Here is an 18722-nt window from a genome sequence, read left to right as displayed (position 1 = left end):
CTCGTACTGGATGTACTTGGGTCGGGGCCCGGTGCGGCGAGAGTGCGTGCATGGCGTCGCGCGGCAGACGGGAGTTTGACGACAGGGCCTAGGGGGGTGCCGGGTTCTCCGTGTGGGCGGCTGCGGGTGAGTGGTGGTTGCTCGCGCCGTTCCCCGCGCCCCTGGGGGGTTGCAGTAGGGGGTGCTGAGTGGGTTCGGGTGTGACAGGCAGGGGCGAAAACACCGTTATCCTTAGGTGTCCCCCTGCTTCCGTCGGTGCTCTGGAGTCGTCGTGCGCATTGATCTGCACTGTCACTCCACCGCTTCCGACGGTACGGACACGCCCGCTGAGCTGGTGCGCAACGCTGCCGCCGCCGGCCTGGACGTCGTCGCGCTGACCGATCACGACACCACCCGGGGGTACGGCGAGGCGATCGCCGCGTTGCCCGAGGGGCTGACGCTGGTCACCGGGGCCGAACTGTCCTGCCGGGTCGACGGCGTCTCCATGCACCTGCTGGCCTACCTGTTCGACCCCGAGGAGCCCGCGCTGCTCGCCGAGCGCGAGCTGGTCCGGGACGACCGGGTGCCGCGGGCCAAAGGGATGATCGCCAAGCTGAACGCGCTGGGCGTGCCGGTCACCTGGGAGCAGGTCGAGCGGATCGCCGCCGGTGGCTCGGTGGGACGCCCGCATGTCGCCTCGGCGCTGGTCGAGCTGGGCGTCGTACCGACGGTGAGCGACGCGTTCACCGAGGAGTGGCTGGCCGACGGCGGGCGGGCCTTCGTGGAGAAGCACGAGACCGACCCCTTCGAGGCGATCCGCCTGGTCAAGGCCGCGGGCGGGGTCTGCGTGTTCGCGCACCCGGCCGCCGCCAAGCGCGGTCGCACCGTGCCGGAGTTCCGGATCGCGGAGATGGCCGAGGCCGGTCTGGACGGCATCGAGGTCGATCACATGGACCACGACGCCGACGCCCGGGACCGCCTGCGCGGCCTGGCGAAGGAGCTGGGGCTGCTGGTCACGGGCTCCTCGGACTACCACGGCAGCCGCAAGACCGTGGCGCTCGGCGCCTACACGACCGACCCCGAGGTGTACGGGGAGATCACCCGGCGGGCGACGGGTGCGTTCCCGGTGCCGGGGACCGGCGGAGCCTGAGGCCCCGAGGGGCCGACCCGCCGTACCGCTTCACACCTGCGGTTCGTACTGCCTCATGCCCGCGGTCCGTACCGCCTCACGCCCGTAGTTCCTCTTCCCGCAAGGCCTGTACTTCCCCATGTTCGACATCGCCGTCTTCGGCTCTCTGTTCCTGACCCTTTTCGTCATCATGGATCCCCCTGGGATCACCCCGATCTTCCTCGCCCTGACCGCGGGCCGGCCGGGCAAGGTGCAGCGGCGGATGGCCTCCCAGGCCGTCTGCGTGGCGGGCGGGGTCATCGCCGTCTTCGGCGTCCTGGGCCACCAGATCCTGAACTACCTGCACGTGTCCGTGCCCGCCCTGATGATCGCGGGCGGGCTGCTGCTCCTGCTGATCGCGCTCGATCTGCTGACGGGCAAGACCGACGAGCCGAAGCAGACCAAGGACGTCAACGTGGCGCTCGTACCCCTGGGCATGCCGCTGCTGGCGGGTCCCGGTGCGATCGTGTCCGTGATCCTGGCCGTGCAGAAGGCCGACAGCGTGTCCACACAGCTCTCGGTGTGGTCCGCGATCCTCGCGATCCACGTGGTGCTGTGGCTGGTGATGCGTTACTCGCTGCTGATCATCCGGGTCATCAAGGACGGCGGTGTCGTCCTGGTGACGCGGCTCGCGGGCATGATGCTCTCCGCGATCGCCGTCCAGCAGATCATCAACGGGGTCACTCAGGTGATCCGGGGGAGCTGAGCCGTCGGCGGCTCGGCTCCCCCGGAAAGCTTGAGTGGCGAATGCCCGCGTGCGGGCTACGAGGCCGGGGTCTCGGCCGGGCGGATCCACAGGCGCTGTCCGATGGCGGCGGCCTGCTGAACGATCCGGTTGACGGAGGCGGCGTCCACGACGGTGCTGTCCACGGCGGTGCCGTCGACCTCGTCGAGTCGCATGATCTCGAAGCGCATGGCTTCTCCCTTCGTCTGGTCATCCTCCTGCGGAGAACTACTTGGTGTGACCTCTGGTGTATCCAGCGTCGTACGTAGTCAACGCGTCGCTTGTTACAAACATTCCCTACGCTAAAGAAATTTTTCGAACAGCTAATTACCGACCGGTAAGCGACATGCCCGGAGCAGGCGAGGGACCCACCGGGACCGGTTGTGTTCGCACTGTGACCACCGGGACAATGGAGGTGATGAACGACGACCTGGCCGCCCTCGGCGCCCGTATCGACCGCACGAACGAGCTGCTGGAACGCATGCTCGCCGAGGTGGCCAAGACGCCCTCGACCCATGCGATCTTCGTCGACGCGGGCTACCTGTACGCGGCTGCCGGACGGCTGGTCGCCGGGACCGAGGACCGCCGCGCCTTCGACCTGGACGCCGAGGGCCTGATCGACGCCCTCATCGACAAGGCCCGCACGATCTTCGCGGACAGCAGGCTGCTGCGCGTCTACTGGTACGACGGCGCCCGGCGCCGCATCCACACCGCCGAGCAGCAGGTCATCGCCGAACTGCCCGACGTCAAGGTGCGCCTCGGCAACCTCAACGCCAACAACCAGCAGAAGGGCGTCGACTCGCTGATCCGGACCGACCTGGAGTCACTCGCGCGGCACCGCGCGATCAGCGACGCGGCCCTCCTCGGCGGCGACGAGGACCTGGTCTCGGCCGTCGAGGCGGCCCAGGGCTACGGCGCCCGCGTCCACCTCTGGGGCATCGAGGCGCCCGAAGGCCGCAACCAGGCCGAGCCGTTGCTCTGGGAGGTCGACAGCCAGCGCACCTTCGACCTGGAGTTCTTCAAGCCGTACGTCTCCCGGCGCACGGCCGCCGTGTTCGAGGCCGCCGGTGGCGCCCGCCCCAGCCGCGAGGACGTGCGCTTCGTCGGTGCCCAGATCGCCGCGAGATGGCTCGCCTCCCGGGGCCGCGACGCGCTGGTCGAACTGTTCCCCGGTCACCCGTATCTGCCCGGCTCCGTCGACCAGGACCTGCTGGTCGAGGCCGAGGAGCTGCTCCAGTACTCCCTGCGCGGTCAGGCGGACCTGCGGCGGGCGCTCAGGGACGGGTTCTGGGAGCATCTGCAGTCGCAGTACTAGGTCCTGTTGTCAAACTCCCGTCGTCCGCCCGGAGGGCGGCAGACGGGAGTTTGACGACAGGGCCTAGGCGTTCGTCCTACCGCGGGGTGCCCGGGGCGGCGTCCCAGAAGTCGGCGAGCGCGCGGGCCGTCTCCAGCGGGCGGTCGGTGTTGGGGGAGTGCTCGGCACCCTCGATGACCGTCCGGCGCGCCTTCAGCCGTACCGCCATGTCGTCGAGCAGGGGCAGCGGCCAGGTGTCGTCCCGTGCACCCGACAGCACGTGGAACGGCAGCGGTACGGCCGCCAGTTCGGCGACACGGTCCGGTTCCGTGCACAACTGACGGCCGGTGGCGAGGAGTTGGGCGGGCTTGGTGCCCAGCCAGCGGCGCCGCAGGTCGTCCCGGTCGTCCAGGCCCGCGTCGAGCGCCGGCGTCTCCGTCTCCTCCGGCGGCTCCATCGCCTGGATCGTCTCCCACACCTCCGCCATGGTCAGCACCGCGAGCGCGTCCCGGAGCAGCTTCACGCGCTCCTGCTGGGGCGCCGAGATCTGCGCCGGGCCCGAGGCCATCAGAGTGAACGACAGGAAGGGGGTGTGGTCGAGGAGTACGGCCGCGCGCGCGATCTGGCCGCCGAGGGAGTGCCCCAGCAGATGCACCGGGCCACCGATCGCCTCCGCCTGCGCGAGCACGTCCCGCGCCAACTCCTCCTGCGCGTAGGCGGACTCGTCCGTCGCCGGTCCGTCCGACTCGAACTGGCCCCGCCCGTCCACGGCGACGGTCCGGTACCCGCGCTCGGCGAGCGGCACGTGCAGCGGATTGAAGTCCTCCTTGCTGCCGGTGAACCCCGGCAGCAGCAGCGCCACGCCCTTCGGCTCGACCCCGACGGCCACGGGCGCGTCCACCACGGCGAACGCACCGCGCGCCGTCCGAAGGGGGTACGCGCGGGCGCCGGGGGGCGGGACGAAGGTGGGGGGCCTGCTCATGGGGAGAGGTTATCGGCAGGGGGCGGGGTCGGCTGATCGGGAGGGGCGGGTGACGGGGTGGGTGGCGGCATGGGGTCGAGGTGGTGCGCGGGGGCGGGCACTAAGTGCCTCCGGGAACGCCGATGGCCGGGTCCACTGTCGTGAACCCGGCCATCGGACCGGCACTTACGCTGCCGCACACGCGGCGCACGGTCAGGCCTCGGGAGCCTCCACGGCCGCCGCGGTCTTACGGGTCCGGCGCGGCTTGGGCGTCGTCTCGACGCTCTCACCGACCGCCTCGGCAGCGGCCGCCGCGGTCTTGCGGGTCCGGCGCCGCGGCTTGACCTCCGGCTCCTCGGTGGCCTGCGCCGGAATCTCCGGAGCAGCCGCCTCGGCAACGGCCTTACGGGTCCGTCGCGCCTTCGCAGCGGTGACCGCCTCCCCGTCGACCGCGTCCACCGCGGCGGTAGCCGTCTTCCGGGCGCGGCGCGGCTTGGCCTCGCCCTCGGCCGTCTCCGGCTCGGCTGCGGCGGTCTTACGGGTCCGACGCGGCTTGGCCTCGGTGGCCTCAGCGGAGTCCACGGCGGCGGTGGCCGTCTTCCGCGTGCGGCGCGGCTTGGCCTCGGCCTCCGTTTCGGCGGCCTCGGGTGCCGTGGCGGCCGTCTTACGGGTCCGGCGCGGCTTGGCTTCCGTGCCTTCGGCGGTGTCCACGGCGGCCTCGGCGGCTGCGGTGGTCTTGCGGGTGCGGCGCGGCTTGGCCTCGGCCTCGGCGGTCTCCGGCTCGGCAGCCGTGGCCTTGCGGGTGCGGCGGGGCTTGGCCTCGGTGGCCTCGGCGGTGTCCACGGCGGCCTCGGCGGCAGCCGCGGTCTTGCGCGTGCGGCGCGGCTTGGCCTCGGCCTCGGCGGTCTCCGGCTCGGCAGCCGCGGTCTTGCGGGTGCGGCGGGGCTTCGCCTCGGTGGCCTCGGCCGTGTCCAGCGCCGACTCCGCCGGGGTGGCGGGCTCGGCCGTCTTGCGGGTGCGGCGGCGCGGCTTGGTCTCCGCGGCCGGGGCGGCCTCGGCCACCGGGCTGTCCGCGGTCACGGGCTCGGCCGGCGGGGCCTTGTCGACGGTCTGCTCGGTCGCCGCGGGCTCGGCGTGAGCCGGGGCCTCGGCGGACTCGGTCACCGGGGACTCGGTCCCGGCCGACCTCCGGGTGCGGCGGCGGCGCGGCTTCTCCGGAGTGTCGAGAGCAGCGGGGCCCTCGGCCGTGGTCACCGTCTCGACAGCGGCCTCGGGCGGCGTCGTCGGCGTGGCGCCGGCCGTCACCGGGTCCGTCGACGCTCCGCCGCGCGTACGGCGACGGCGGCGCGGGGTGCGGGTCGCGGCCTCCTCCGTACCGGAGGTCTCCGTGGCCGGCGCGGCCGGGGAGGCGTCCAGCGGGGCGCCACCGCGCGTGCGGCGACGGCGGCGCGGCGTACGAGCCGGACCTTCACGCTCGGCCGGGGCCGACTCGGCGCGGCCACCGCGGCCACGGGCGCCCCGCCCGCCGGTCTCGCCCAGGTCCTCCAGCTCCTCCGCGTCCAGCCCGGCACGGGTCCGCTGCGAGCGCGGCAGGGTGCCCTTGGTGCCTTCGGGGATGCCGAGGTCGGAGAACAGGTGCGGGGAGCTCGAATACGTCTCCACCGGGTCGTTGAAGTCCAGCTCCAGCGCCTTGTTGATCAGCTGCCAGCGCGGGATGTCGTCCCAGTCGACGAACGTGATCGCCGTACCCTTGGCGCCCGCGCGGCCGGTGCGGCCGACCCGGTGCAGGTACGTCTTCTCGTCCTCCGGGGACTGGTAGTTGATGACGTGGGTCACGCCTTCGACGTCGATGCCGCGCGCGGCGACGTCGGTGCAGACGAGCACGTCGACCTTGCCGTTGCGGAAGGCCCGCAGGGCCTGCTCGCGGGCTCCCTGGCCGAGGTCGCCGTGGACCGCGCCGGAGGCGAACCCGCGGTGCTGGAGCTGCTCGGCGATGTCGGCGGCCGTGCGCTTGGTGCGGCAGAAGATCATCGCCAGCCCGCGGCCCTCGGCCTGCAGGATGCGGGCGACCATCTCCGGCTTGTCCATGTTGTGCGCGCGGTAGACGAACTGCTTGATGTTCGCGACCGTGGCGCCCTCGTCGTCCGGCGCGGTGGCGCGGATGTGCGTGGGCCGGGACATGTAGCGGCGGGCGAGGCCGATGACCGCGCCCGGCATCGTGGCCGAGAACAGCATCGTCTGGCGCTTGGCCGGCAGCATGTTGATGATCTTCTCGACGTCGGGCAGGAAGCCCAGGTCGAGCATCTCGTCGGCCTCGTCGAGGACCAGGCACTTGACGTGCTTCAGGTCGAGCTTCTTCTGGCCCGCGAGGTCGAGCAGCCGGCCCGGGGTGCCGACGACCACGTCGACGCCCTTCTTCAGGGCTTCCACCTGGGGCTCGTAGGCCCGGCCGCCGTAGATCGCGACCACGCGCACGTTACGGACCTTGCCGGCCGTCAGCAGGTCGTTGGTGACCTGGGTGCACAGCTCGCGCGTGGGGACGACGACGAGCGCCTGCGGGGCGTCGGTGAGGGCCTCGGGGGCCGCGCGTCCGGCCTCGACGTCGGCGGGGACGGTGACGCGCTCGAGGAGCGGAAGACCGAAGCCCAGCGTCTTGCCGGTGCCGGTCTTGGCCTGGCCGATGACATCCGTGCCGGAGAGGGCGACGGGGAGTGTCATCTCCTGGATGGGGAAGGGGGTGATGATGCCGACGGCCTCCAGGGCCTCGGCGGTCTCGGGGAGGATTCCGAGTTCTCGAAACGTCGTAGTCAGGGTGCTGCCTCTTCTGTGTGCGCGGTGCGAGGCGAGCGAGCGGGGGTCATGTCTGACCGTGCCGGGGACGTCGGCTGCCGTACGGACGAACCACTCGGGCAAGCCGTATGACACGGGACCTCTGCCGACGCTCTAGCGCTCGTACCGCTGAGGGTTCCCTCCTGTCGTCGTACGATCAATGCCGTACGGCCTTGGAGGGCTGTCGGGTCGGAGCCGATCGGGCCACCGACCGGGCATCCTCATGCGTGCGGCCTGTCGGGAACGTCGAGCATCGTCGACGCACTCTGGCAGGCGCATTACCACCATACCCCGGAATCGCGCACATGCGATGGCCGATTTGGTCACGTAGTCGTGGTCACACTCGTTGACCAGGGCTTGAGCGGAGCGCCGAGCGGGCTATTGTGCGCCTCATGACTAGCTCTGACAAGCCTGAGAACGCGTCCGCCGAACCCGCCGAACCCACCGGTGTCGCCGCCCAGGACTGGGCGCAGGCGTCTGCCGACCCTCAGTACCGCGCCGCGGTCGTGGATCTGCTCGGCGCGCTCGCGTACGGGGAGCTGGCGGCGTTCGAGCGGCTCGCGGAGGACGCCAAGCTGGCGCCGACCCTCGCGGACAAGGCGGAGCTGGCGAAGATGGCCTCGGCCGAGTTCCACCACTTCGAACGGCTGCGGGACCGGCTGACGGAGATCGGCGAGGAGCCTACGGCCGCGATGGACCCGTTCGTCGCCGCGCTCGACGGGTTCCACAAGCAGACCGCGCCCTCGGACTGGTTGGAGGGCCTGGTCAAGGCGTACGTCGGTGACTCGATCGCGAGCGACTTCTACCGGGAGGTCGCGGCCCGGCTCGACTCCGACACGCGCGAGCTGGTGCTCGCCGTCCTCGACGACACCGGGCACGCCGGGTTCGCGGTGGAGAAGGTGCGGGCCGCCATCGACGCCGACCCGCGCGTGGGCGGCCGGCTGGCGCTGTGGGCGCGGCGGCTGATGGGGGAGGCGCTGTCGCAGTCCCAGCGGGTGGTCGCCGACCGGGACGCGCTGTCCACGATGCTCGTGGGCGGGGTGGCCGACGGGTTCGATCTCGCCGAGGTCGGCAGGATGTTCTCGCGGATCACCGAGGCTCACACCAAGCGGATGGCTGCGCTGGGCTTGGCGGCGTAGCGCTGCGCGGGGGTGGGACCTGTCGTCTCGCGGCTGCGGGCGCGTTGTCGCCGCTCGCGCGGTTCCCCGCGCCCCTTCGGGGCGCAGCCCTCACGCCGTCGCTGATCGGCGGCGGAGGCGGCCCGCGGGGCGCAGGAGCAGGGACAGGGACGCGACCGAGATGACCGCGGCACCCAGGAGGCTGAGCAGAGCCGTGCCGGGGCCCAGGGCGGTGTGGGTGACGAAGTCGCCGAAGAGGGCTCCGGCGATGCCCGTGCAGAACACCAGCGGGCGGGCCGGCAGCCGGTGGGCGAGGCGCTGGGTCGCCGCCCACGCGAGGATCAGACCGAGCACGGCGGAGCCGAGTGCTTCGAGGATCATGTCGGGGGTCCCTCCCACGGCCGGTCTGGCTCGACGGTCGTAGCCCGTCATACCCGTGACCTGCGGATTGCAATCCTGCGCTGTGAAGGACCTGTGCTCCGTTCGTGCGCATGTCACGCGGAAGGGCCCGGCGGCTCACGACCGCCGGGCCCTTCTCACGACGGCGGCCTCAGAGCGCGCCGAAACCGACCTTGCGGACGGTCGGCTCGCCGATGTCCACGTACGCCAGACGGTCCGTCGGCACGAGGACCTTGCGGCCCTTCTCGTCCTGGAGGCTGAGCAGCCCCGTCTTGCCGGCCAGCGCCTCGGCCACCACGCGCTCGACCTCCTCGACGCTCTGACCGCTCTCCAGAACGATCTCGCGGGGCGCGTGCTGCACGCCGATCTTGACCTCCACGGCTATGTCCCTCCGACGGTCAGTGATGTGCGCGATCTTCCGCGCCCTACGCTGCACACATTAGCCCGGTGAGGGGGTGTACACGCTGCGGGCCGGAACGCCAGGAGCGAACACCGCACGGGAACAAACGGCCGTCAGTGGTGTTCGCTGCCGTGCAGCGGGAAACCGGCGATGCCGCGCCAGGCCAGCGAGGTCAGCAGCTGCACCGCCTGGTCGCGCGGCACGCTGCGGTCGCTGTGCAGCCAGGAGCGGGCGACCACCTGGGCGAGTCCGCCGAGACCGGAGGCGAGCAGCATCGACTCCGCGCGCGAGAGACCGGTGTCCTCCGCGATGACGTCGCAGATCGCCTCGGCGCACTCGTTGGTGACCTTGTCCACGCGCTCGCGGACCGCGGGCTCGTTCGTCAAGTCCGACTCGAAGACCAGGCGGAAGGCACCGCCGTCGTCCTCCACGTAGGCGAAGTAGGCGTCCATCGTCGCCCGGACGCGCTGCTTGTTGTCGGTCGTCGACGCCAGCGCGCCGCGCACCGCCTGGATCAGCGACTCGCAGTGCTGGTCCAGCAGGGCGAGGTAGAGGTCGAGCTTGCCGGGGAAGTGCTGGTAGAGCACCGGCTTGCTCACGCCTGCCCGCTCGGCGATGTCGTCCATCGCCGCCGCGTGGTAGCCCTGCGCGACGAAAACCTCCTGAGCGGCCCCCAGCAACTGGTTCCGCCGGGCTCGGCGCGGCAGACGGGTGCCCCGTGGGCGTGCCGCCTCAGTTTGCTCGATGGCTGTCACGCCGCCTCCCAAAGTCGTCCACATGCGGTGTCGGCCGCGCGGCCATCGTACTTTTCGGTAACCGTGGTGTGCGCGGTGCGAGCGCAGAATTTCACGTACCGGACGGGTGGCGAAAGCCGTACGGCCCGCCGGCCGGGGCCGTGCGGGGTTCATGCGGTCCTGCGAGGTCAGCGGTGACCGGCCCTCGTCGGCACAGGTGGCCGCCCCTCGTCAGCGCGGTGGTGGCCGTCCCCCGGCTCGGCTAGCGGTAGTCGTCCTCGTCGAGCGAGACCACGCGCGCCTGTTCGACGAGATCGGCCTCGTTCCCACGGGAGGGGTCCACGCCCGTCAGGGGGTCGTCACGGTCCGGCGCGATGTCCGCCTGCTGCTCGGCTGCGTCCACCTCGGGCGCCTCGACGTCCCTCTCCACTGCCGCGTCGGCCTCCAGGTCCTCGATGTCCTCGATCGCGTCGGGCTCGGTGGGGTCATAGGCCATGGTGGGCTCCCTTCCTACGAACGTCCCTGTAAGCGGCAGGGGCCACACGCGGGTGCCCTCTGTACGAGCCTAGGAGACGGCTGATCCGGACGCCATGCCGTCAGGCCCGTTCGGTGCCCGGTTCTCCGCATCCGGGCGGTTCAGTCTGTGACGGCGAACACACCGACCTTGACGTGATCACCTCGTAACATTGCCGCATGTCTTCGACCGAGTCGCCCTCCGTGCCGGCCGCCAGTGTGCTCCCCAGGGTGGCGCCCGTCCGGGTCGGCGAGGGCGAGCGGCTGCGGTCCGTGGGCCTGCCCGGCGTCACCCTGACGGTCCGTTCCCGGCCCCCCGCGCGCGAGGGCCTGCCGCCCGCGCTGTACGTCCACGGGCTCGGCGGCTCCTCGCAGAACTGGTCGTCACTCATGGCCGAGCTGGACGGCGTCGTCGACAGCGAGGCGGTCGACCTCCCGGGCTTCGGTGACTCCCCGCCTCCGGACGACGGCGACTACTCCGTCACCGGGCACGCGCGCGCGGTGATCCGCTGTCTCGACGCGACCGGCCGCGGCCCGGTCCACCTCTTCGGCAACTCGCTCGGCGGCGCGGTCGCCACGCGCGTGGCCGCCGTACGCCCCGATCTGGTCCGCACGCTCACACTCGTCTCGCCCGCCCTGCCCGAGCTGCGGGTGCAGCGCAGCGCGGTGCCGACCGCCCTCCTCGGCGTACCGGGCATCGCCGCGCTCTTCACCCGGCTGACCAAGGAGTGGACGGCCGAGCAGCGTGTACGCGGCGTCATGGCGCTCTGCTACGGCGACCCGGGGCGGGTCTCGCCGGAGGCGTTCCAGTACGCCGTGGAGGAACTGGAGCGGCGGCTCCGACTGCCGTACTTCTGGGACGCGATGACCCGCTCCGCGCGCGGGATCGTCAACGCCTACACGCTCGGCGGGCAGCACGGGCTGTGGCGCCAGGCCGAACGGGTGCTGGCCCCCACGCTGCTGATCTACGGCGGCCGGGACCAGCTCGTCGGCTTCCGCATGGCCCGCAAGGCCGCCCGCGCCTTCCGTGACTCCCGGCTGCTGTCCCTGCCGGACGCCGGGCATGTGGCGATGATGGAGTACCCCGACGTGGTGGCGGGCGCGTTCCGGGAACTGCTGGCGCAGACGGCCGGCTCCGGCGAGGGCGCCCGCGCGGCCGTCACGGGCCAAAGGAGCTGAGGTCCAGGGTGGGACGCCACAGCCGCCGCGGACCGGCCCCGAAGAGCGATTCCGCGGACATAGCCGCACGGCGGGGGGAGCGGCGCGGTGCGCGCTCCGAGGACGGGCGCGGTGCGCGCTCCGAGGGTGACAGGGGCGACAGAGCCGGGAGGGACGGCGCCGGCCTGCTGCCGGGAGGCGTCCCCGCGGATGCGCCTCGTCCGTCTGACGGCACTCCGGCGCAGGGTGTGCCGAGGTTTGCCGAGGGAACTCCGGCCCACGGAGTGCCGAGGTTTCCCGGTGGCGCGTCGGCGCAGGGGGCGCGGGGCGGGCATCCCGAGCAGCGGGAAGCCGGCGGGGGCTGGGGGGAGTTCGGCGGGCGGCCGGCCGGCACCGGCGGGCCCGGCGTCGTGTTGCCCCGGCAGCGACAGGCCGAGCCGGGTGCCCCGGGTCCGGGTGGGGCGCGGCGCCGCCCCGGGCCCCGGCAGGAGTACCTGGAAGCCTTCGACGGCTCCGGAGGCGGCCCACGGGACACCGAGAACGCCGAGGCCTCCGCGTCCGGCGCCGGTGTGCCCGCGCAGCGCGGCGGGAACAAGGGGTGGGCCTTCACCGGCATCGCGGCGGCCGCCGTCACCACCGTGCTCGCGGTGGTCGTGGCCGGACAGGTGACCAAGGGGCGGGACGACACCGACACGGGGTCGCGGTCGGCCGCCGGCCAGGCCGGTGAGGCGCGTCTCCCGGGTGACGCCGCGGGCGCGTCGACGCCCTCCGCCGCACCGAGCGCGGTGACGCTGACGTACGACCAGAAGATGGGCCGGAAGTACCCGCTCAGCGCCACGTCGAAGGGCTCGGGGACGTTCGACGCCGTGCCCGGGTTCGACAAGGCACCCGGCACCGGGCAGAAGTACCGGTACCGCGTCGACGTCGAACAGGGCCTCGGACTGGACGCCGCGCTGTTCGCCGAGGCCGTGCAGCAGACCCTGAACGACAGGCGCAGCTGGGCCCACGGCGGAGCCCGTACCTTCGAGCGCGTTTCCTCCGGCAAGCCGGACTTCGTGATCACGCTGGCCAGCCCCGGCACCACCGCGAAGTGGTGCGCCAAGTCGGGCCTGGACACCACGGAGGACAACGTTTCCTGCGACTCCGCCGCGACCGAACGCGTCATGATCAATGCGTACAGGTGGGCTCAAGGAAGCAAGACATACGGTGACCGGATCCATGCGTACCGGCAAATGTTGATCAACCATGAAGTCGGCCACCGGCTCGGCCACGGACACGTCAGCTGCCAGAAGGACGGCGAGCTGGCACCCGTCATGCAGCAGCAGACCAAGTTCCTGGACCACGACGGAATCCACTGCCGGCCCAACCCCTGGCCCTACCCCGGTAGTTGACAGGGCTCGCTTATGTCACATTGACATGAGCCGCATGGTCGTTCATATTTCTGCCCATGTGGTCTAGTCATGCCGTCTGCAGCAGCGCCGCCATCGAGCTGGCGCTCATCGGTGTGACCGCACTCTGCGTGGCCGACATCCACTGTCGCTGACGCCGCCCCTCGGCGTCCGCGTCGCGACCCTTTTCCTCCTTCCGTCCGTGACCGCGTCACGGATTTTTCGACGACCCGGCGCCGGGGCCGACGTCTGTCCGCAGGCGTCTCATTCCTCGTCCACATGTCTCATCAGTCGAGAAACCCTCGACCAGCCCCGCCACGTCACCCCGAGAGGTCGTCATTCCGATGCGTCAACCGTCCGTCATAGCGCGCCGCGTGGCAGCGGCATCCGTCAGCCTGGTCGTGGCAGCGGGCGCCGCCGCCTGCGGCCCGGAGGACAGCGATGCCAAGGGCTCCGGTGGCGACTCCACGCCCCACAAGGGCGGCACGCTCACGGTCCTGAACGCACAGCCGCAGTCCGACTTCGACCCCGCGCGCCTGTACACCTCCGGCGGCGGAAACGTCCCCTCGCTGGTCTTCCGCACCCTCACCACGCGCAACCGCGAGAACGGCGCGGCCGGCGCCAAGGTCGTCCCTGACCTCGCCACCGACACCGGGCGCCCCAACAAGGACGCGACCGTGTGGACGTACACCCTGAAGAAGGGCCTGAAGTACGAGGACGGCACGCCGATCACCTCGGCCGACATCAAGTACGGCATCGAGCGCTCCTTCGCCCCCGAACTCTCCGGCGGCGCTCCCTACTTGCGGGACTGGCTGGTCGGCGCCGCCGACTACCAGGGGCCGTACAAGGACAAGAAGGGCCTGTCCGCGATCGAGACGCCGGACGCCCGGACCATCGTCTTCCACCTGAACAAGCCCGAGGGCGAGTTCCCGTACCTCGCCACGCAGACGCAGTTCACCCCGGTGCCCAAGAGCAAGGACACGGGTACCACGTACGAGTCGCACCCGGTCTCGTCCGGCCCGTACAAGGTCGTCAAGAACGAGAACGACGGCGAGCACCTCGTCCTGGAGCGCAACACGCACTGGTCGGCGGCGACCGACGAGGAGCGCAAGGCGTACCCCGACCGGATCGACGTGCGTTCCGGCCTGGACTCCTCGGTGATCAACCAGCGGCTGTCCGCGTCCCAGGGCGCGGACGCCGCCGCCGTCACCACGGACACCAACCTCGGCCCGGCCGAACTGGCCAAGGTGACCGGCGACAAGGAGCTGGCCGCGCGCGTGGGCACCGGCCGCTTCGGATACACGAACTACCTCGCCTTCAACCCGAAGGTGAAGCCGTTCGACAACCCCAAGGTGCGCCAGGCGGTCGCCTACGCCATCGACCGGTCCTCCGTGGTCAACGCGGCCGGCGGCAGCGCCCTCGCCGAGCCCGCCACCACCTTCCTGCCGGACCAGAAGTCCTTCGGCTACACGCCGTACGACCCGTTCCCGGCGGGCAGGTCCGGCAACCCGGCGAAGGCCAGGGAACTGCTGAAGCAGGCCGGTTACGCAAACGGCCTCACCCTCACGCTGACCCACTCCAACAGCAAGGACTTCGAGACCAGCCCGGAGATCGCCACCGCCGTCCAGGACGCGCTCAAGAAGGCCGGCATCACCGTCAAGCTGCAGGGCCTGGAGGAGAACGACTACCGGGACAAGATCCACAGCGTGAAGACCGAGCCCGGTCTCTTCCTCGCCCACTGGGGTGCCGACTGGCCCTCCGGCGGCCCCTTCCTCGCCCCCATCTTCGACGGCCGGCAGATCGTCAAGGACGGAGCGAACTTCAACACGGGCCAGCTCAATGACAAGTCGGTCAATGACGAGATTGACGCGATCAACAAGTTGACCGACCTTGACGCCGCCGCGCAGCGATGGGGCGCACTGGACAAGAAGATCGGCGAGGACGCCCTCGTCGTGCCGCTGTTCCACCCTGTCTACAAGCGCCTGTACGGCAAGGACGTCAAGAACATCGTCATCAGCGACTGGACCGGCGTCCTGGACATCTCCCAGGTCGCGGTGAAGTAGCGCCGTGAGCGAGGCACTTGCCGCCGTCGAGACCGCCGGGACGGCCACCTCCGTCCCGGCGGTCTCGGGGGCACGTCAGTTCTGGCGGCGGCTGCGGGCGCAGCGCGCCGCCCTGGTCGCCGCTGCCGTCGTCGCGCTGCTCGTCCTGGTCGCGCTCGCCGCGCCGCTGCTCACCGCGCTGGAGGGCCAGGACCCCACCACCTACCACCCGACTCTGATCGACTCCGCGCGCGGGGGCGTGCCCATCGGCTCCTTCGGCGGTGTCAGTGCCGACCACTGGCTGGGCGTCGAACCGCAGACCGGACGGGACATGTTCGCCCGGCTGGTCTACGGCGCCCGGGTGTCACTGGGGGTGGCGCTCGCGGCGACGGTGGTCCAGGTCGCCATCGGGGTCGCGGCCGGCGTGGCCTCCGCGCTCGGCAACCGATGGGTTGATCAACTGTTGAGCCGGGCCACGGACATCATCGTCTCGATGCCGTTGGTGATCATGTCGTTGGCGCTGCTGGCCATCGTGCCCTCCAGCTTCCCCCGGCCGGTCCTGGTCACCCTGGTCATCGGCCTGATCGCCTGGGGCAGCATCGCGAAGATCGTGCGGGCCCAGACCCTCTCCCTGAAGGGCCTCGACTACGTCTCCGCCGCCCGGCTGAGCGGCTGGAGCACCTGGCGGGTCGCGCGCCGTGAACTCCTGCCCGGCCTCGCCGCGCCCGTCATCACGTACGCCGCGCTGCTCGTGCCCACGAACATCTCCGTCGAGGCGGCGCTGTCCTTCCTCGGCGTCGGCGTGAAGCCGCCCACCCCGTCCTGGGGCCAGATGCTGACCGCCGCGGACGTCTGGTACCAGGCCGCGCCCCAGTACCTGCTGCTGCCGGCCGGCGCCCTGTTCGTCACCGTTCTCGCCCTCACCGTCCTCGGCGACGGCGTGCGCACCGCCCTCGACCCGCGCGCCGCCTCCCGCCTGCGCGTCGGCACCGGCCGCAAGGACTCCACCGCGACCGGGAACGCGCCCGGTAACGCGACCGACGGCGCGACCCGTGGGGCGGCCGGGAACGCGACCGAGAAGGAGGCCTCCGCATGAGCGGCTTCGGTGGATTCCTGCTGCGCCGTGCCGTCGGCGCGGTCGTCACTCTGCTCGCCATCTCGGTGATCGTCTACGTCGTCTTCTACGTCACCCCCGGCGACGTCGCCCAGATCACCTGCGGCCCGCGCTGCTCACCGGAACAGGTGCACCAGGTCGCCGAGCAGCTGAAGCTGGGCGACCCGCTCTACCTGCGCTACTGGCACTTCCTCCAGGGACTGTTCGCCGGCCAGGACTTCTCCACGGGCACCTCGGTCGAGCACTGTGCCGCGCCCTGCCTGGGGCAGTCGTACCAGACCGATCAGCAGGTCCTGGACATCATCCTCACGAAGCTGCCGGTCAGTGTGTCGCTGGTCCTCGGCGCCATGGTGCTGTGGCTCCTCCTCGGCATCGGCACCGGTGTGCTGTCCGCCTGGCGACGCGGCCGGGTCTCCGAGCGCGTGCTGACCGCCGTCACCCTCGCGGGCACGGCCACGCCCGTCTTCGTCATCGGCCTCGTGCTGATGATCGTCGTCTGCGGCGAACTGCACCTGCTGCCCTTCCCGCAGTACGTGAACTTCTCGGACGACCCCGAGCAATGGGCATGGAACCTCCTGCTGCCCTGGCTCTCGCTCGCCCTGATCGAGGCGGCGGCCTTCGCCCGCCTCACCCGCGCGGCCATGCTGGAGACCCTCGCCGAGGACCACATCCGCACCTTCCGCGCGTACGGCGTCGCGGAGCGCTCCGTCGTCGGCCGGCACGCCCTGCGCGGCGCCCTCGCGCCCGTGATCGCGCTGAACGCCAACAACGTGGGCTCCGCCGTCGGCGGCGCCGTCCTCACCGAGACCCTCTTCGGCCTGCCCGGCATCGGCCAGGAGCTGGTGCACGCGGTGAAGGTCGTCGACCTGCCGGTGGTCGTCGGCATGGTCCTGGTGACCGGCTTCTTCGTGGTCCTCGCCAACGCCGTCGCGGACGTCCTGTACGCGGTGGCCGACCGACGGGTGGTACTCGCATGAGCCTGGTGGAAGCGGCGGACACGAGCGTGGAAGCGGCGGACGGCAGCCTGGTGGACGTGACGGACCTGACCGTCGAGTTCGGCGCCCTGCGCGCCGTCGACGGGCTCTCCTTCCGCCTGGCGAAGGGCGCCGCCCTGGCCCTCGTCGGCGAGTCCGGCTCCGGCAAGTCCACGGTCGCGGGCGCCCTGCTGGGCCTGCACCGGGGCACCGGAGCCCGGGTCGGCGGCTCGGTGCGGGTGGCCGGCACCGACGTACAGGCGGCCTCCGACGAGGAGCTGCGCCGGCTGCGCGGCGCCAAGGCGGCCATGGTCTTCCAGGACCCGCTGTCCTCGCTCGACCCGTACTACGCCATCGGCGACCAGATCGCCGAGGTCTACCGCGTCCACACGCGCGTGTCGCGTCGTGCCGCACGCGCGCGTGCCGTCGAGGTGCTGGAGAGGGTGGGAATCCCGGACGCGGCACGGCGGTCCCGGTCCCGGCCGCACGAGTTCAGCGGCGGCATGCGCCAGCGCGCCCTCATCGCCATGGCCCTCGCCTGCGAGCCGGACCTGCTGATCGCCGACGAGCCGACCACCGCCCTCGACGTCACCGTCCAGGCGCAGATCCTCGACCTGCTGCACCGGCTGCGCCAGGAGACCGGCATGGGCCTGTTGCTCGTCACCCACGACGTGGGTGTGGCCGCCGAGAGCGTGGACGACGTCCTCGTCATGCGGCACGGCCGGGCCGTCGAGCGCGGCCCGGTCGGCGCGATCCTCGCGGCACCCGCCGAGCCGTACACCCGTGAACTGCTCGACGCCGTCCCGCGCGTGGACGCCCGCCGCACCGGCTCCCCGGCCGGCGACGAGGTCGTGCTGGAGGCCACCGGCGTGCGACGCGAGTTCGGGCGCGGCAAGCGGGCGTTCGCTGCCGTGGACGACGTCTCGGTGACCGTCCGGCGCGGGGAGACCCTCGGCGTGGTCGGCGAGAGCGGCAGCGGCAAGACCACGCTCGGCCGCATGCTCGTCGGACTGCTGGAGCCGACCGCCGGGGAGATCCGCTACGAAGGGCTCCCGCACACCGGCGTGAACCCGGCCGTCCAGATGGTCTTCCAGGACCCCGTCTCCTCCCTCAACCCGCGCCGCAGCGTGGGCGAGTCCATCGCCGACCCGCTCCGCGCGCGCGGGATGGGGGTCCCGCCGCGCGAGCGAAGCCGAGCGTGGGGGAGGGACGAGGAGCGCATCCGGGGGCGCGTGACGGAACTGCTGGAGCGCGTGGGACTCGAAGGGGCGCACTACGACCGGTACCCGCACGAGTTCAGCGGCGGACAGCGCCAGCGGATCGGCATCGCGCGGGCGCTCGCCGCCGAGCCGCGCGTCATCGTCTGCGACGAGCCCGTCTCCGCGCTCGACGTCACCACCCAGGCGCAGGTGGTCGCCCTGCTCGGCGAACTCCAGCGGGAACTCGGCCTCGCCCTGGTCTTCATCGCGCACGACCTCGCCGTCGTCCGCCAGGTCAGCGACCGGGTCGCGGTGATGCGGCGCGGCCGGCTCGTCGAGTACGGACCGGCCGACGAGGTGTACGACAGCCCGCGCGAGCCGTACACCAAGCAGCTGCTGGCCGCCGTACCCGCGCTCGACCCGGAACTGGCGGCCCGGCGGCGCGCCGCCCGGCGCGAACCGGCCGCGGTGTAGCGGCGCCGCGCCGAAGCGGTCGGCATGGGCCGCGTCCCGGGTCGGCGTAACGTTTCGCGCTCGCACGATCACTGTCTGATCCCTTAGCGCGACGGAACGCGACCCGCACGCGAAAGTTACGACCGTTCACCCCTTTTGGTGGGGGGGGGGGGCCCCCCCCCCCCCCCCCCCCCCCCCCCCCCCCAAGAGGAACAGCGAAATCCACCCCCCCAAAACAACAGCGACCACAACAAACGGAGAGAGGGGTGAAAAAT

18 protein-coding genes are annotated in these 18722 nt (G+C 71.7%); 11 read left to right on the top strand and 7 right to left on the bottom strand.

Features of this window, described 5'->3' with window-relative positions:
* The first annotated feature begins 271 nt into the window (after nucleotides 1-271).
* Nucleotides 272-1129, top strand: a complete 858-nt coding sequence (locus tag AB0L21_RS32575) for a PHP domain-containing protein (RefSeq protein ID WP_365706801.1) — start codon at nucleotides 272-274, stop codon at nucleotides 1127-1129.
* 118 nt (nucleotides 1130-1247) lie between these two features.
* Nucleotides 1248-1853 carry a MarC family protein gene (locus AB0L21_RS32570; RefSeq protein ID WP_365788009.1) on the top strand — a complete coding sequence of 202 codons (606 nt, stop codon included), beginning with the start codon at nucleotides 1248-1250 and terminating at the stop codon, nucleotides 1851-1853.
* A 56-nt stretch (nucleotides 1854-1909) separates the two neighbouring features.
* Here AB0L21_RS32570 and AB0L21_RS32565 read toward each other — a convergent pair whose 3' ends face one another.
* Nucleotides 1910-2062 carry a hypothetical protein gene (locus AB0L21_RS32565; RefSeq protein WP_014674826.1) on the bottom strand — a complete coding sequence of 51 codons (153 nt, stop codon included), beginning with the start codon at nucleotides 2060-2062 and terminating at the stop codon, nucleotides 1910-1912.
* A 218-nt stretch (nucleotides 2063-2280) separates the two neighbouring features.
* Between AB0L21_RS32565 and AB0L21_RS32560 the strand changes: the two genes are divergently transcribed.
* Nucleotides 2281-3186, top strand: coding sequence for an NYN domain-containing protein (locus AB0L21_RS32560; RefSeq protein ID WP_365706856.1), 906 nt, complete (start codon nucleotides 2281-2283; stop codon nucleotides 3184-3186).
* A 76-nt stretch (nucleotides 3187-3262) separates the two neighbouring features.
* Here the strand turns inward: AB0L21_RS32560 and AB0L21_RS32555 are convergent, their stop codons facing one another.
* A complete protein-coding gene (locus AB0L21_RS32555) occupies nucleotides 3263-4147 on the bottom strand; it encodes an alpha/beta hydrolase (protein ID WP_365706805.1) in 885 nt (294 codons plus the stop codon).
* A gap of 192 nt (nucleotides 4148-4339) precedes the next feature.
* A complete protein-coding gene (locus AB0L21_RS32550; protein ID WP_365788012.1) occupies nucleotides 4340-6844 on the bottom strand; it encodes a DEAD/DEAH box helicase in 2505 nt (834 codons plus the stop codon).
* Nucleotides 6845-7338: 494 nt separating this feature from the next.
* Here AB0L21_RS32550 and AB0L21_RS32545 point away from each other — a divergent pair, with 494 nt between their 5' ends.
* The gene (locus tag AB0L21_RS32545; RefSeq protein WP_356158066.1) at nucleotides 7339-8094 is read left to right on the top strand and encodes a ferritin-like fold-containing protein; all 756 of its coding nucleotides are present in this window, start codon (nucleotides 7339-7341) and stop codon (nucleotides 8092-8094) included.
* Between the two features lie 90 nt (nucleotides 8095-8184).
* Here the strand turns inward: AB0L21_RS32545 and AB0L21_RS32540 are convergent, their stop codons facing one another.
* The 4 genes from AB0L21_RS32540 to AB0L21_RS32525 all read right to left on the bottom strand — a co-directional run bounded on the left by AB0L21_RS32540 (nucleotide 8185) and on the right by AB0L21_RS32525 (nucleotide 10102).
* Nucleotides 8185-8454: a hypothetical protein gene (locus AB0L21_RS32540; protein ID WP_365706807.1), complete on the bottom strand. Its 270-nt coding sequence runs from the start codon at nucleotides 8452-8454 to the stop codon at nucleotides 8185-8187.
* 169 nt (nucleotides 8455-8623) lie between these two features.
* A complete protein-coding gene (locus tag AB0L21_RS32535; RefSeq protein ID WP_055706876.1) occupies nucleotides 8624-8851 on the bottom strand; it encodes a DUF3107 domain-containing protein in 228 nt (75 codons plus the stop codon).
* 134 nt (nucleotides 8852-8985) lie between these two features.
* Complete coding sequence (locus tag AB0L21_RS32530) at nucleotides 8986-9627, bottom strand: TetR/AcrR family transcriptional regulator (protein WP_030649695.1); 642 nt, start codon at nucleotides 9625-9627, stop codon at nucleotides 8986-8988.
* Nucleotides 9628-9868: 241 nt separating this feature from the next.
* The gene (locus tag AB0L21_RS32525) at nucleotides 9869-10102 is read right to left on the bottom strand and encodes a hypothetical protein (RefSeq protein WP_365788008.1); all 234 of its coding nucleotides are present in this window, start codon (nucleotides 10100-10102) and stop codon (nucleotides 9869-9871) included.
* Between the two features lie 197 nt (nucleotides 10103-10299).
* On the opposite strand from AB0L21_RS32525, the gene AB0L21_RS32520 reads away from it, so the two are divergent.
* The 7 genes from AB0L21_RS32520 (at nucleotide 10300) to AB0L21_RS32490 (ending at nucleotide 18468) form a co-directional block, all read left to right on the top strand.
* Entirely contained in the window at nucleotides 10300-11298 is a 999-nt protein-coding gene (locus tag AB0L21_RS32520; protein ID WP_365706812.1) for an alpha/beta hydrolase, read from the top strand.
* An 8-nt stretch (nucleotides 11299-11306) separates the two neighbouring features.
* Nucleotides 11307-12668: a DUF3152 domain-containing protein gene (locus AB0L21_RS32515; RefSeq protein ID WP_365788007.1), complete on the top strand. Its 1362-nt coding sequence runs from the start codon at nucleotides 11307-11309 to the stop codon at nucleotides 12666-12668.
* Between the two features lie 56 nt (nucleotides 12669-12724).
* Nucleotides 12725-12820: an Ms4533A family Cys-rich leader peptide gene (locus AB0L21_RS32510; protein ID WP_309550493.1), complete on the top strand. Its 96-nt coding sequence runs from the start codon at nucleotides 12725-12727 to the stop codon at nucleotides 12818-12820.
* Between the two features lie 189 nt (nucleotides 12821-13009).
* Nucleotides 13010-14728, top strand: coding sequence for an ABC transporter substrate-binding protein (locus AB0L21_RS32505; RefSeq protein WP_365788006.1), 1719 nt, complete (start codon nucleotides 13010-13012; stop codon nucleotides 14726-14728).
* Nucleotides 14729-14732: 4 nt separating this feature from the next.
* Nucleotides 14733-15803 carry an ABC transporter permease gene (locus AB0L21_RS32500; protein WP_365788005.1) on the top strand — a complete coding sequence of 357 codons (1071 nt, stop codon included), beginning with the start codon at nucleotides 14733-14735 and terminating at the stop codon, nucleotides 15801-15803.
* Nucleotides 15800-16798: an ABC transporter permease gene (locus AB0L21_RS32495; RefSeq protein WP_365788004.1), complete on the top strand. Its 999-nt coding sequence runs from the start codon at nucleotides 15800-15802 to the stop codon at nucleotides 16796-16798. Before AB0L21_RS32500 ends, AB0L21_RS32495 begins: the two co-directional genes overlap by 4 nt.
* Nucleotides 16795-18468: an ABC transporter ATP-binding protein gene (locus AB0L21_RS32490; RefSeq protein ID WP_365788003.1), complete on the top strand. Its 1674-nt coding sequence runs from the start codon at nucleotides 16795-16797 to the stop codon at nucleotides 18466-18468. The genes AB0L21_RS32495 and AB0L21_RS32490 overlap by 4 nt, the downstream gene beginning before the upstream one ends.
* The last annotated feature ends 254 nt before the right edge of the window (nucleotides 18469-18722 follow it).

It is taken from the genome of Streptomyces sp. NPDC052721 (assembly GCF_040678315.1).
Lineage (GTDB): Bacteria > Actinomycetota > Actinomycetes > Streptomycetales > Streptomycetaceae > Streptomyces.
This window is presented reverse-complemented; position numbering and strand designations above follow the sequence as displayed.

What these genes read in the sequence shown, in the direction of transcription:
- AB0L21_RS32490 (WP_365788003.1), top strand. Translation starts at nt 16,795, where the DNA reads ATGAGCCTGGTGGAAGCGGCGGACACGAGCGTGGAAGCGGCGGACGGC.
- AB0L21_RS32565 (WP_014674826.1), bottom strand. Translation starts at nt 2,062, where the DNA reads ATGCGCTTCGAGATCATGCGACTCGACGAGGTCGACGGCACCGCCGTG.
- AB0L21_RS32495 (WP_365788004.1), top strand. Translation starts at nt 15,800, where the DNA reads ATGAGCGGCTTCGGTGGATTCCTGCTGCGCCGTGCCGTCGGCGCGGTC.
- AB0L21_RS32520 (WP_365706812.1), top strand. Translation starts at nt 10,300, where the DNA reads ATGTCTTCGACCGAGTCGCCCTCCGTGCCGGCCGCCAGTGTGCTCCCC.
- AB0L21_RS32555 (WP_365706805.1), bottom strand. Translation starts at nt 4,147, where the DNA reads ATGAGCAGGCCCCCCACCTTCGTCCCGCCCCCCGGCGCCCGCGCGTAC.
- AB0L21_RS32510 (WP_309550493.1), top strand. Translation starts at nt 12,725, where the DNA reads ATGTGGTCTAGTCATGCCGTCTGCAGCAGCGCCGCCATCGAGCTGGCG.
- AB0L21_RS32505 (WP_365788006.1), top strand. Translation starts at nt 13,010, where the DNA reads ATGCGTCAACCGTCCGTCATAGCGCGCCGCGTGGCAGCGGCATCCGTC.
- AB0L21_RS32550 (WP_365788012.1), bottom strand. Translation starts at nt 6,844, where the DNA reads ATGACACTCCCCGTCGCCCTCTCCGGCACGGATGTCATCGGCCAGGCC.
- AB0L21_RS32540 (WP_365706807.1), bottom strand. Translation starts at nt 8,454, where the DNA reads ATGATCCTCGAAGCACTCGGCTCCGCCGTGCTCGGTCTGATCCTCGCG.
- AB0L21_RS32525 (WP_365788008.1), bottom strand. Translation starts at nt 10,102, where the DNA reads ATGGCCTATGACCCCACCGAGCCCGACGCGATCGAGGACATCGAGGAC.
- AB0L21_RS32570 (WP_365788009.1), top strand. Translation starts at nt 1,248, where the DNA reads ATGTTCGACATCGCCGTCTTCGGCTCTCTGTTCCTGACCCTTTTCGTC.
- AB0L21_RS32560 (WP_365706856.1), top strand. Translation starts at nt 2,281, where the DNA reads ATGGAGGTGATGAACGACGACCTGGCCGCCCTCGGCGCCCGTATCGAC.